General features: G+C 63.4%; 11 protein-coding genes. 2 read left to right on the top strand and 9 right to left on the bottom strand.

What is annotated here, in order from left to right; translation table 11 throughout:
- Window positions 1–105: 105 nt before the first annotated feature.
- The 4 genes from E4L98_RS13100 to E4L98_RS13085 all read right to left on the bottom strand — a co-directional run bounded on the left by E4L98_RS13100 (window position 106) and on the right by E4L98_RS13085 (window position 3887).
- Complete coding sequence (locus E4L98_RS13100; RefSeq protein WP_135201996.1) at window positions 106–1677, bottom strand: methyl-accepting chemotaxis protein; 1572 nt, start codon at window positions 1675–1677, stop codon at window positions 106–108.
- 137 nt (window positions 1678–1814) lie between these two features.
- Window positions 1815–2294 carry a hypothetical protein gene (locus E4L98_RS13095; protein WP_135201995.1) on the bottom strand — a complete coding sequence of 160 codons (480 nt, stop codon included), beginning with the start codon at window positions 2292–2294 and terminating at the stop codon, window positions 1815–1817.
- A gap of 81 nt (window positions 2295–2375) precedes the next feature.
- Complete coding sequence (locus E4L98_RS13090) at window positions 2376–2855, bottom strand: hypothetical protein (RefSeq protein ID WP_135201994.1); 480 nt, start codon at window positions 2853–2855, stop codon at window positions 2376–2378.
- Window positions 2856–2960: 105 nt separating this feature from the next.
- Window positions 2961–3887, bottom strand: a complete 927-nt coding sequence (locus E4L98_RS13085; protein WP_135201993.1) for a LysR family transcriptional regulator — start codon at window positions 3885–3887, stop codon at window positions 2961–2963.
- Window positions 3888–3963: 76 nt separating this feature from the next.
- Between E4L98_RS13085 and E4L98_RS13080 the strand changes: the two genes are divergently transcribed.
- Entirely contained in the window at window positions 3964–4983 is a 1020-nt protein-coding gene (locus E4L98_RS13080; protein ID WP_135201992.1) for an NADP-dependent oxidoreductase, read from the top strand.
- Window positions 4980–5648, top strand: coding sequence for a hypothetical protein (locus E4L98_RS13075; RefSeq protein ID WP_135201991.1), 669 nt, complete (start codon window positions 4980–4982; stop codon window positions 5646–5648). Before E4L98_RS13080 ends, E4L98_RS13075 begins: the two co-directional genes overlap by 4 nt.
- A gap of 51 nt (window positions 5649–5699) precedes the next feature.
- Here the strand turns inward: E4L98_RS13075 and E4L98_RS13070 are convergent, their stop codons facing one another.
- From E4L98_RS13070 to E4L98_RS13050, 5 genes are all read right to left on the bottom strand, one after another.
- Window positions 5700–6179, bottom strand: a complete 480-nt coding sequence (locus E4L98_RS13070; protein ID WP_135201990.1) for an O-acetyl-ADP-ribose deacetylase — start codon at window positions 6177–6179, stop codon at window positions 5700–5702.
- 35 nt (window positions 6180–6214) lie between these two features.
- Complete coding sequence (locus E4L98_RS13065; RefSeq protein WP_135201989.1) at window positions 6215–8863, bottom strand: DNA topoisomerase III; 2649 nt, start codon at window positions 8861–8863, stop codon at window positions 6215–6217.
- A 182-nt stretch (window positions 8864–9045) separates the two neighbouring features.
- On the bottom strand, window positions 9046–9510 hold the full coding sequence (locus E4L98_RS13060) for a Smg family protein (protein ID WP_135201988.1): 465 nt from the start codon (window positions 9508–9510) through the stop codon (window positions 9046–9048).
- A 57-nt stretch (window positions 9511–9567) separates the two neighbouring features.
- Window positions 9568–10689 carry a DNA-processing protein DprA gene (dprA, locus tag E4L98_RS13055; protein ID WP_135201987.1) on the bottom strand — a complete coding sequence of 374 codons (1122 nt, stop codon included), beginning with the start codon at window positions 10687–10689 and terminating at the stop codon, window positions 9568–9570.
- 8 nt (window positions 10690–10697) lie between these two features.
- Window positions 10698–11780: a LysM peptidoglycan-binding domain-containing protein gene (locus E4L98_RS13050; RefSeq protein WP_135201986.1), complete on the bottom strand. Its 1083-nt coding sequence runs from the start codon at window positions 11778–11780 to the stop codon at window positions 10698–10700.
- Window positions 11781–11896: the final 116 nt, after the last annotated feature.

Here is an 11896-nt window from a genome sequence, read left to right as displayed (position 1 = left end):
TCCGGGGTCAGGTCTTCCATTGCGTCACGGGCTCTGCCGTAGCGGCCGCTACGGCAGAGCCCGTGACGCAATGGAAGACCTGACCCCGGAGTTTGACCTTGGAGTTTAGCGCAGCTGGAGGCGGCGCGAGGCTGGTTGGTCGTCCAGCTTGAAGACGGCAACGACGGCGCTCAGCGCGTCAGCCTGGTCGTGCAGCGAGGAGGCTGCCGCGGCCGCTTCCTCCACCAGCGCGGCGTTCTGCTGCGTCACCTGGTCCATCTGGCCGATCGCCATGTTCACCTGCTCGATGCCGCTGCTTTGTTCCAGCGTCGCCGAGGTGATTTCGCCCATGATGTCGGTCACGCGCTGGATGCTTTCCACCACTTCGCCCATGGTGCTGCCGGCTTGCGTCACCAACATGCTGCCGGCGTCCACCTTGTCCAGCGAGTCGTCGATCAGCGCCTTGATTTCTTTCGCCGCCGCAGCGCTGCGCTGCGCCAGGTTGCGCACTTCCGACGCCACCACGGCGAAGCCGCGGCCCTGCTCGCCGGCACGCGCCGCTTCCACCGCGGCGTTCAGCGCCAAAATGTTGGTCTGGAAGGCGATGCCGTCGATCACGCTGATGATGTCGGCAATCTTGCGCGAGGAACCATGGATGGCTTCCATGGTGTGCACCACTTCCGACACCACGCCGCCGCCGCGCTGCGCCACTTCCGATGCCTTGACCGCCAGCTGGTTGGCCTGGCGCGCGTTGTCGGCGTTCTGTTTGACGGTGGCGGTCAGTTCTTCCATCGACGACGCCGTCTCTTCCAGGCTGGATGCCTGTTCTTCGGTGCGCCCCGACAGGTCGAGGTTGCCGGCCGCGATTTCGCTCGAGGCGGTGGAAATGCTTTCGGTCCGCTGGCGTACTTCGGTGACGATGCCGATCAGGCCATCATTCATCTTCTGCAAGGCTTGCAGCAGGCGGCCGGTCTCGTCGGTGGTGGTGGCTTCGATGTGCGTGGTCAGGTCGCGGTGCGCCACCGCTTCGGCGATGCCCACCGCCTGGCACAGCGGCACGGTGATGCCGCGCGTCAGCCGCCAGGCGCAGAAGGCGCCCAGCGCCAGCACCACCAGGCCGAAGCCGATCATGAAGGCGCGGTTGCCTTCGTACAGGGTTTCCACCTTTTGCGCCTGGGCGTCGATACTCTTGCGCTGATGATCGAGCAAACCGCCCAGCGAACCCAGGTACGCCTTGCCGTACGGCGTGAAGCGCTGCTCCAGTTCCTCGGCGGCTTCGTCCACCTTGCCTTCTTTTTTCAGGGCGACGATCTTGTCGCGCGAGGCCACGTACAGTTTGCGGTTCTTCATCATTTCCGCAAACATGGCTTTTTCCTCATCGCCTTCCAGCAGTTCTTCGACCTTCTTCTGCAGGCTGTTGATCTCGGCGGTGGACTGCTTGACGTCGTCCGCGAAGAACGGCCCCAGTGACGGGTCGGCGCTCTTGGAAATGGCCGACGTGCGGCGCACGCTGGTGTGGATCAGACGGTACCAGTCGGCGATCATGCGCTCTTTCGCCAGCGGCTGCTGCATCATGTCGCTGGTGGCCATCGCCACCGTGTGCATGTGGCGGATGCCGATCGCGGTCATCAGAATCATCAACGCCAATACCAAGCCAAAGCCCGCCGCGAGGCGCGTGCCAATATTCAGATTTTTCATGAGTAGATTGCCCTTGTGTAGGCAGAGTTGGGACTACGACGTGTTGCTACTTGTGAAACTCGAGGCGGGCAGAAGAGGCGAGTTGCCCTAAAGAATCAACAGTTTAGCACAGCGAATAATTTAATGCAGGCGTGTGACTAGGCTGTGACTTGCAGTGTGCTGACAATACCACTGTCGAATGAACTGCCGATGACCGTGCTGGCCAGGTTGGGGTTGGTCTTGAGCAAATCCGCCCAGTTGGCGGAGGCTTGTTCTGACAGGCCATTCACCGAGCCGCTGCCGGTGTAGACGCCGGAGGCCACAGCGCTGGTCGCCAGCGTGGAGACGATGCCCTGGTCGAGCGCGAATTGCGCGGTGTTGGAGGTGTCGACATTGCTGCCGTCTTTCGGCACGTTGACCGCTTCCTCGACGGTGCCGGCCTGTTGTATCGAATTCAACAAGCCGCTCGGCGAATACACCGTGGCGCCAGTGCCGCCACCCAGCGACGCCACCACCGCCGACTGCGCGGACAGGCTGACCGCTTCCGACGACTGCACGGCGGCAGTGGTCGGCGCAACGGTGGGCACATACGGCTGAACAGCCGTATTGTTGGTGACAGAGTTGAGCGAGACGGTCATGATGCTTCCAATATAGTTCCTGACGGCACCAGAAGCAAGGACAAAAAAAGCCGGACCCAGGTCCGGCTTGTCGTGTTGCTATCAGATCTTGGCGGCGTCGTGGTCGCGCTTGGTTTTGTCGAGGTGACGGTCCACCTTGTCTTCCTGGCGCGCCACCTTGGCCTCCTGCTTGTCGACCGCGTGCCTGGCGATGACTTTTTCGTCATGTTTGATTTCCTGCTTCTGCACCTTGATCGCCTGTTGTTCGTTGCGGCGCGCCTGGTCCAGTTGCTGGGCACCGGCAATGTCGCCCTTCTTCAGTTCCTGATGCTCGGCGCGGCCCAGGGTCTTGGCTTCCTGGCGTTCGGCCTGCAATTGCTGTTTGCCGGCCGCGACCTCCCCCTGCTTCACCGCGATCACCGCGGTATCGTGCCTGATTTCGCGGCTATCCTGATGAATCTGTTTGGTGTCCTGGCGGAGCTGCGCATTGTCGTGCTGGACCTGGGCCACCGGGTTCTGCGCGAAAGCGGCCGCGCTCAGCATCGACAGCAGGCCGGTCATCATCAGGGTCTTGGTTTTCATGGCAGTATTCCTTTTGGATGGGTTTGCAGACCGCTGTGCATCAGCGTTCTTGAGCATTCAACGCGGCCGCCTTGTGCTGAGACGACCACATTTCCGTAAGAAAAGTTACGAGTTGTATCCAGCAAGTGACTGTGCCAGCGCGTGCTGCCAGACGCCAGCCTGGGCGCGGTTCCACACCAGCGCCACCTGCTCGACGCATTCGAACGCACAGTCAGTCACATGAATGCGGCGCAGCTCCGGATCCTGCAGCGCAAAGTCCGGCAAATAGGCCAGCGCCTGTCCCGCCTTTACCAATGTCAGCAGTAGCTGCAGATCGTCGGTCCAGTAACGTATCCGCCGCGGCAGCTGGTCGTCACGCCAGCCGTCCGAACGCGCGCCACGCTGCACGCCGCAGAACAGGGAACGCGACGGGCAGGCGAAATCGTACAGCAGCACTTCTTCTGTGGCGGCTTGCAGCACGCCTGCGTCGCGCGGCCGGCGCGCCAGCTTGCGCACCAGCGGGTGCTGCCTGCCGCCCACCAGATGCTGGGTGACGCTGCCCAACGGCGTCGCTTCCCACGCATCCGACCAATGTTCGCCGCGACCGTCGGTGACCGCCTGCGTAACAATGGCCGCATTGATTTCGCCGTGTGCCAGCGCCGCCAGCGCCTCGTCCTCGAACATGGCCTGCAGGCGCAGCCTGCTGTTGGCATAGTCCTGCATCGCCTGGGTCAACATCCGGCCGTGACGCCACAGCAGGATCGCCGGGCCGCCGACGCGGCAATCGATGGCGGCCTGCTCGCCCATCAAATCGGCCTTGGTCTGGTCGGCCAGCGCCAGCAAGGCCTGGGCGCGATCCAGCAACAGTTGGCCACTGTCGTTGAGCGCCAGCTGTTTGCTGCTGCGGTCGAACAATGGCTTGCCCAGCGCCTCTTCCAGACGCCTGAGCGCTTTCGACACCGCCGATGGCGTCAGATGCATCTCCTGCGCAGCCGCGCCCAGCGAAGGACGCCGCGCCGCACTGATGAAAATGCGCAGATCGCTGAGATTCATGGTTTCCTGATCGGACACAAAAAGTGAATTTAAGTTGCTTTACTGGACAAGCTCATCATCTTACCATCTGCACACCATGATCACGAACAAACAATGGATCTACCGCCGCCAGCCTGTCGGCCAGATCACCACGGACCACTATGAGCTGGTCGAACAGGCGATGGACACTACTCTGGCGGATGGGGAAGTGCTGATCGCGTCGCGCTACTTCAGCGTCGATCCCTACATGCGCATCGGCCAGTCCAGCAAGCCGACCTACGACGCCGAGGCGCATCCGCTGAACACCGTGCAGCAAGGAGGGGTGGTGGCACAGGTGCTGGCCTCGCGCGCCGAAGGTTATGTGGAAGGCGACTGGGTGCAAAGCTACACCGGCTGGCAGACGCACGCGCGGGTCCACGCCAGCGCCCTGAAACGCCTCGATCCCGCCGTCGCGCCGGTCACCACCGCGCTCGGTGTGCTGGGCATGCCGGGCCGCACCGCGTGGTTCGGCCTGACCGAATCGGGCAGGCCGCACGCCGGCGAAGTCGTGGTGGTGTCCGGCGCGGCCGGCGCGGTGGGATCGCTGGTGGTGCAGTTCGCGAAGCGTCACGGCGCGCGCGTGCTGGGCATCGCCGGCGGCGCCGCCAAGTGCGCATGGCTGCGCGACGCCTTGGGCGCCGACTGGGCCATCGACTACAAAGCCTTCAGTAACGCCGACGCGCTCGGCGCGGAGATCAAACGGCTGACCGGCGGCGTGGACGTCTACTTCGACAACGTCGGCGGCATGGTGACCGATGCGGTGATCCCGCTGATCAACCGGCGTGCGCGCATCGTCATCTGCGGCCAGATCAGCCAGTACAGCGGCGGGCTGGAAGCGCCGGAGCTGGGACCGCGTCTGCTGCACCACATGCTGTACCAGCGCGCCACTATCCAGGGCATGCTGGCGCGCGATTACCTGCACCGCATGGACGAGATGATACGCATCGTCGCACCGTGGGTGCGCGCCGGTGAAATCGTCTTCGAAGAAACCGTCATCGACGGATTCGAACAGTTGCCGTCGGCGTTGAATTCCCTGTTCACCGGCGACCATCGCGGCAAGCTGCTGGTGAAGGCATGAAGGCGCCGCTGCTCGCATGCGTGCTGGCCGCCGGTGGCGCCGGCGCGGCCGATGTCACCTACGGCGAACATGGCATGGCGCTGTTCGGCGGGAAGGAGGCCCTGTACGCCTCGCACCTGCCGATGTTCCATGCGCCGCATGATTACCAGGTGATCCTGCGGGTTCACGTAGCCGATCCCGCCACCGATGCAGAACTGCGCAAACGCCTCGACGGCAAAACCGCCTTGTGGACCATCGCACCTGAAAAATTCGAACTATCGCGTCTGGCGCCGCGGTCGGCTGTGCCGCTCAGACAATTCAGGGCCGATCTGGTGCAAGGCCATTTCGAACAAGGCGGCAAGACGCAATACGCCGCGTCGACCATCGTGGTGGACAAGGTGCTGCTGTTCCATAAACTGTCGCCTGAACGGCGCGTCAGCGACAGCGATACTTACCTGCAGATCGGCGCCGGCAGTCAGCGCTACCTGGTCAAGCAGATCGACAGCCGTCCCGACTACGACCACATTGTCGCCTACCGCGCGTCGGCCGACGCGCCGACGGCCAGCGTCACCATCAACAAATACGGCATGCGCCAGCCGGACAAGGCAGAACTGGCCGCTGCGCTGCACATTCAGGCGCAAGCAATCCGTGGCACCGTCTATTTCTACACGGACGATCTCAAATAAGCTTGGGATACCAGACGTCGCAACCGGCGCATCGCACCTGTGCGCACGTCATCAAAGCAGCCTTTCGTAGACCTGCAAATCGCCAACTGAAAAACAGCAGAAAACCATCTCGCCATCGAATCGCACCGCCTTCACGGTGGACACAGCCACCTCGGCAGCCAGTTCGACCGGATAGCCATAGATGCCGGTGCTGATGCTGGGGAAAGCGAGACTCCGCACACCGTTGGCGACCGCCAGTTCGAGCGAGCGGCGATAGCAGGAAGCCAGCAATTCCGGCTCCTCATGGCCGCCGCCGCGCCATACCGGACCGACGGTGTGGATCACATACCTGGCCGGCAGTCGATAACCCTTGGTGATCCTGGCGTCGCCGGTCTGGCAGCCACCCAGCAGCCGGCACGCCTGCACCAGTTCAGGTCCGGCCGCGCGATGAATCGCCCCATCCACGCCGCCACCGCCCAGCAGCGACGAATTGGCCGCGTTGACGATGGCATCGAGTTTCAGCGTCGTGATGTCTGCCTTGATCGCTCGCATAATGAAAAACGGGACACTCGCGTGTCCCGTTCGTTTTACTCCGCAGTGGCGGCAGCTTTTTTAGGCGCTGCTTTCTTTGCGGCTGGTTTCTTGGCGGCCGGCTTTTTGACGGCTGCCGCTTTCTTCACCGGCGCGGCTTTTTTCTCTTCCGCCGCGCCGTCGTCGGCGGCGGCCTTGCCTTTCGCCGCGCCCGGCTTGGCCTTGCGCTCCTCGAACTCGAAGCTGATCTTGCCGTCCTTGCCCCTCACCAGGAAGGCCTTGAACGGACGGCGCGTGCGCTGCGAGATGAAGCCCGGCAGCAGGTCGGTCTTGCCCTCGTTGAGCAGCTTGGCCATCTGCTCCGGCAGGATTTCCTGCTGCAGGATGATGCGGCCGCTGCGGAAGTCGCAGGTCTTCGGCTTGGCCACGCTGTTCTCGCACACATAGGCCAGGCCCATTTCGTACACGCCGCCGGCGCACTTCGGGCACGGTCCCAGCGGCTTCTGCTCGCTGAAGTCGACCGGCTCCGCATCTTCCGAATCGTCGTTCTGGCCGAAGTCGAATTCCAGCTTGTAGTTGCTGATCTCTTCGTCCTTGACGATGCGCAGGATGGCCGCGAACGGACGGCCCATCTTGGAGCGGAAGCCCTGCAGCGGACCGATGGTACGGTCGCGCAGCAGCTGTTCCACTTCCTCGATTTCGAACTGGCGGCCGCCCGGCGTTTTGCTCATCGAGAAATCGCACTTGGTGCAGGCGAAGCGGCGATAGTTTTCCTTCACCACACTGCCGCAGTTCGGGCATTTCTCGTGCAGGGTGTGGTAGTCGCCCGGAATGGTGTCGTTGTCGTACTCCTTGGCGCGCTTGACGATCACCTGCGTCATCTGCGCGATCTCGCGCATGAATTCCTCGCGCGAGATGCGGCCCTTCTCCATCTGCGACAGCTTGTATTCCCACTCGCCGGTCAGCTCGGGCGCGGTCAGTTCGTTGACGCCCAGGCCGCGCAGCAGCGTCATCAGCTGGAACGCTTTCGCGGTCGGCATCAGCTCGCGGCCTTCGCGCAGCAGGTATTTCTCGGTCAGCAGACCTTCGATGGTGGCGGCGCGCGTGGCCGGCGTGCCCAGGCCCTTGCCGGCCATGGCGTCGCGCAGTTCGTCGTCTTCCACCAGCTTGCCGGCGCCTTCCATCGCCGACAGCAGCGTCGCTTCGGTGTAGCGCGCCGGCGGCTTGGTCACCAGGCCGTTGGCGTTGACCTGATCGGTCAGCACCTTCTCGCCCTTGGCGACCGGCACCAGGCTCTTGTTGCTGCCCTCCTTGCCGCCTTCCTTGTCGTCGTCCTGCGCTTCCTTGCCGTAGATTGCCAGCCAGCCCGGATTGGTCATGACCTTGCCTTCGGTCTTGAAGGTGTGGCCCGACACTTCGGTAAAGCGGGTGGTGACCTGGAACTCGGCGGCCGGGAAGAACACCGCCATGAAGCGGCGCGTCACCAGGTCGTACAGCTTCTGTTCCGGTTCCGACAGGTTCTTCGGCGCGATGGTGGTCGGGATGATCGCAAAGTGGTCCGAGATCTTCGAGTTGTCGAAGATGCGCTTGTTCGGCTTGACCCAGTCCTTGTCGAGGATCTGCTTGGCGAACTGGTGGTAGTTATGGTTTTCCTTGACCACATCCAGCGTCTGCTTGACGGTGGCGATGTAGTCCTCGGGCAGGTGGCGCGAGTCGGTACGCGGGTAGGTCAGCACCTTGTGCTTTTCGTACAGCGCCTGCGCCAGGCCCAGGGTGTTCTTGGCCGAGAAGCCGAAGCGCGAGTTGGCCTCGCGCTGCAGGCTGGTCAGGTCGAACAGGCCCGGCGAAATCGAGGTGGTCGGCTTGGATTCCTCGGTGACGTTGCCCTGCTTGCCGCGTACGGCCAGCGCGATCGAGTCGGCCGCGGCCTTGCTCCACAGGCGCTCGGCGCGCTTCTCAGGATCGTTCTCGTCCTTCTTGAACTTGGTGTCCAGCCAGCGGCCTTCGTACACGCCGGCGGCGCAGACGAATTCGGCGCGCACTTCCCAGTAGTCGCGCGGGACGAACTTCTTGATCTTTTCTTCGCGCTCGACCACGATCGACAGGGTCGGCGTCTGCACGCGGCCCACGGTGGTCAGGTAGAAGCCGCCCTCCTTCGAGTTGAAGGCGGTCATGGCGCGGGTGCCGTTGATGCCGATCAGCCAGTCCGCCTCCGAACGGCAGCGCGCGGCGTCGGCCAGCGGCATCATCTCGTCGTCGCTGCGCAGGTGGGCGAAGCCGTCGCGGATCGCGTTGGGCGTCATCGATTGCAGCCACAGCCGCTTGACCGGCTGCTTGGCCTTGGCGTTTTGCGCGATCAGGCGGAAGATCAGTTCACCTTCGCGCCCCGCGTCGCATGCGTTGATCAGGGTGGTGACGTCCTTACGCTTGATCAGCTTGTTCAGTACCTTGAGGCGCGCCTCGGTCTTGGCGATCGGATTCAGCGCGAAGTACGGCGGGATCATCGGCAGGTGGGCGAAGCTCCATTTGCCGCGTTTGACGTCATATTCTTCCGGAACGGCGATTTCCAGCAGGTGACCGACGGCGGAGGACAACACGTACTCGTCGGATTCAAAGTACTCATCGTGCTTGGTAAAGCCGCCAAGCGTCTTCGCGATATCGTTCGCGACAGAAGGCTTCTCGGCGATGATGAGGGTTTTGCTCATATTTTAATATCTCGTTTTTAACACTTGGGAGGGTACAGCATGCGCATCATACATGCATCGCGCCGCAGTCTGCACGTTTGTGGCGTAGATAGCAAGCCAGCCATGTGAAATACTTGTCAAAACGCAATTGAAGAGTGTTGACGCCGCAACCGGAAGCGGATTGGATTGTTGCTTCAGGCGTATCAGTGCAGCAGGCGGGGCGCCTGGTCTTCGTCGGAGCCGAACAGATCGTCGAACATCAGCGCGTCGGGTTCCTTGCCTTGGCTCCACAGCAACATCAGCACGATGACCTTGATCTTGCCCAGCGACACCGGGCCTTCGTCCAGCGCCAGCGCGCGCTCGACGACGATTTCGCGCTGCAGCGGCGACAACACCTTGGCCGATTCGAGGAACTGGATGAAGCCGATCACCGCCGGGCCGAGCGCGTCGACCTCCTCATCCACGTAGAAACGGGTGCCGGTCGAGGAAGCAGTGAGCGTGTGTTCAACGCCGGCCATGGCGGTCAGGTCATTCAGCCACACCAGGGCCTCGGAGATCTCGACGTCGTCAAAACCGACAGCCGACAGCTTCTTGGCCAATGCAGCCGGTTCCGGACAGGCATCGGGACGGTAATACGTTTCGTAGAGGTAAACAAGGACGTCGAACATGGCTCTACTCTATCAGCTAAAACAGATTGCACACAAGTGTCGCACCACTTCGTTGTTTCATCCGCGCAAGCGCTGGAACATGCCGCCGGGCAGGCGCTCCAGTAAGCCCGCCAGTTCCAGCGCCAGCAACTGGCCCTGCAGCTCGGCTGCGGATTGATTCAAGTGTAGCGCCAGAACCTCAGCCTGCACGGCATCCTCGCCCATGGCGTCCAGCACGCGGTCGACGAAGCTGTCGTCGTAGCCGGGCCGCGCGCCGGCTTGTCCGTCGGACACCATTTGCATGGCATGCAAGACATCGGCCGCCGTTTCGACCAGCTTGGCGCCCTCGCGTATCAATTGGTGACAGCCTTTGGACAAGGTTGCATGGATCGATCCGGGCACCGCATACACGTCGCGTCCCTGCGCCGCCGCCAGCCCGGCCGTAATCAGGGACCCCGACTTGGCGGCCGCCTCCACCACCAGCACGCCGCGCGACAGGCCGCTGATGACACGGTTGCGGCGCGGGAAATTGCCGCTCAGCGGCGGCGTGCCCAGCGCATATTCGCTGACCAAACAGCCCTCCTCGGCGATGCGCCGCGCCAGCGCGCCGTTGCGGGCGGGATAGATACGGTCGGCGCCGGTGCCGACTACCGCCACCGTGCTGCCCGGCCCCTTCAGCCCGCCGGTGTGGGCGGCCGCGTCGATGCCCAGCGCCAGCCCGGAGACAATGGTCAGGCCGGCATCGGACAACGCCTCGGCCATGCGCTCGGCGTTCAGCGCGCCTTGGCGGCTGGCATTGCGCGCGCCCACCACCGCCAGCGCCGGGCGCGCCAGCAAGTCCGCACGGCCCTTGACGTACAGCAGCAACGGCGCGGCGATGATGTTACGCAGAAGCGCGGGATAGCCGGGATGACCGAACGCCAGCAAGCGGTTGCCCGGCTCCCGCTGCCATGCGAGCGTGGCGTACAGTTGCGCCGCCAGCCGCGGCGGACGCGGGCCCAGCAGCGCATCGGCCTGGCGCGGCCAGGTCAGGTGCGGCAGCAGCTGCGCGCGGCTGGCTTCGAAGATGGCCTGTGGCGAGCCGAACTGTTCCAGCAGCCGGTGCGCCGTCAACAGGCCGACGCCGTCGGTCTGCTGCAGGCGCAGCCAGCTTTCCAGTTCCGCCTCCGTCAGGGCGATATGGGTATCCGTGGCGTGCACGGCGCGGCTTACTCCGGCGACTTGGCGACGTCGCCCACTTCCACCGGCGCCGTCACCTGCATGATCAAGCCATAGGAAATATGCTTGAACACGCGGAAGATAAACAAGCTGCCCACTTCCTCATCCGGCAGCTTGACCTGCTGCTCGCGGCCGAACCAGCCCTTGGGCGCGGTGGCATCGCTCACAGTTCTTCCCGCATGGTACAGCTGCAGCACGGCGCCGATATCGAGTCCGTCAAGCTTTCCGCGATTAATGCTGACAATCTGATTCTGGCCGGCATGGGTGACGCCGCCATAGATCGCCACCACGCGCGCATCCACCGCCTGCTGGGGCGGATGCGGCACATAATTCTGCATCGGCGTCGGCGGCACCGCGCGCAGCTGGTCGCCCTTGCCCATTTCCTGGCTGGCGGTGGCGACGCTGAAGGTATGCACATCGCCGCCGTCGGCCTGCAGTTTCAGCGTGCCTAAATAGAAAGCCTCGTAACCGACGATCTGTTGGGTGACGGGATCTTTCAGCGCGGCGCCGGGACGGAACACCTGGAACGTGGTGTTGCCCTGCAAGTCGCCGCGCACGTACGCCTTGTCGCCCTTGCCCAGGAAGACGCGCCCCTCCTGCGTGGCGACGATGCGCGGCGCGCCTTTCAGTTCGTCGTCCTCGATGATCAGCGGCTGGGTCAGGAAGGGTTCGATCACGCCCGGTGGAATCGACGGCACGGCGTCGCGGCCCAGGCCCTCGGTCCGCACGCGCGGCTGCAAGCGTTCGGCGCCCAGGGCGGCGGCGCCATCGGCGACGACCGGATTGCCGAGCCGCAGGCGGCCGGCGGCGCGGTCGAACCAGATGATCTGGCCCGGATAAATCCAGTGCGGGTTGGCAATCTCATCGCGGTTCATGCCCCAGACTGTGGGCCAGCACCACGGCTTGTCGAGGAAAGTACCGGCAATGTCCCACAGGGTATCGCCCTTGACCACCAGGTGCTGGTCGGGCGCGTCGGCACGGAAGCGACAAACTGGCGCCGCCGAGGCCGCCGTCAGGCCGGAAAAAAGGGCGGCAATCAACAAGCGGGTACTGACTGTGCTAAAATTTTTCATTAGTAGATCCAGTAAGTGCGCCGCAGGCACACGGCAGCTGATCAGTAAAGCTTGCCAGATTGAATCAAATTCTGCCCATAAAACCCTCAACTAGCAAGCGAACCGCGCTACGGTCT

Origin of the sequence: Duganella callida (assembly GCF_004614165.1) — a bacterium.
Taxonomy (GTDB): Bacteria; Pseudomonadota; Gammaproteobacteria; order Burkholderiales; family Burkholderiaceae_D; genus Rugamonas; species Rugamonas callida.
The sequence above is the reverse complement of the archived record's forward strand: the minus strand, read 5'-3'. Positions and strand labels throughout refer to the sequence as shown.

Coding starts and splice junctions, on each gene's coding strand:
- E4L98_RS13065 (WP_135201989.1), bottom strand. CDS start 8,863: ATGAGCAAAACCCTCATCATCGCCGAGAAGCCTTCTGTCGCGAACGAT.
- E4L98_RS13050 (WP_135201986.1), bottom strand. CDS start 11,780: ATGAAAAATTTTAGCACAGTCAGTACCCGCTTGTTGATTGCCGCCCTT.
- E4L98_RS13070 (WP_135201990.1), bottom strand. CDS start 6,179: ATGCGAGCGATCAAGGCAGACATCACGACGCTGAAACTCGATGCCATC.
- E4L98_RS13060 (WP_135201988.1), bottom strand. CDS start 9,510: ATGTTCGACGTCCTTGTTTACCTCTACGAAACGTATTACCGTCCCGAT.
- E4L98_RS13095 (WP_135201995.1), bottom strand. CDS start 2,294: ATGACCGTCTCGCTCAACTCTGTCACCAACAATACGGCTGTTCAGCCG.
- E4L98_RS13075 (WP_135201991.1), top strand. CDS start 4,980: ATGAAGGCGCCGCTGCTCGCATGCGTGCTGGCCGCCGGTGGCGCCGGC.
- E4L98_RS13090 (WP_135201994.1), bottom strand. CDS start 2,855: ATGAAAACCAAGACCCTGATGATGACCGGCCTGCTGTCGATGCTGAGC.
- E4L98_RS13080 (WP_135201992.1), top strand. CDS start 3,964: ATGATCACGAACAAACAATGGATCTACCGCCGCCAGCCTGTCGGCCAG.
- E4L98_RS13085 (WP_135201993.1), bottom strand. CDS start 3,887: ATGAATCTCAGCGATCTGCGCATTTTCATCAGTGCGGCGCGGCGTCCT.
- E4L98_RS13100 (WP_135201996.1), bottom strand. CDS start 1,677: ATGAAAAATCTGAATATTGGCACGCGCCTCGCGGCGGGCTTTGGCTTG.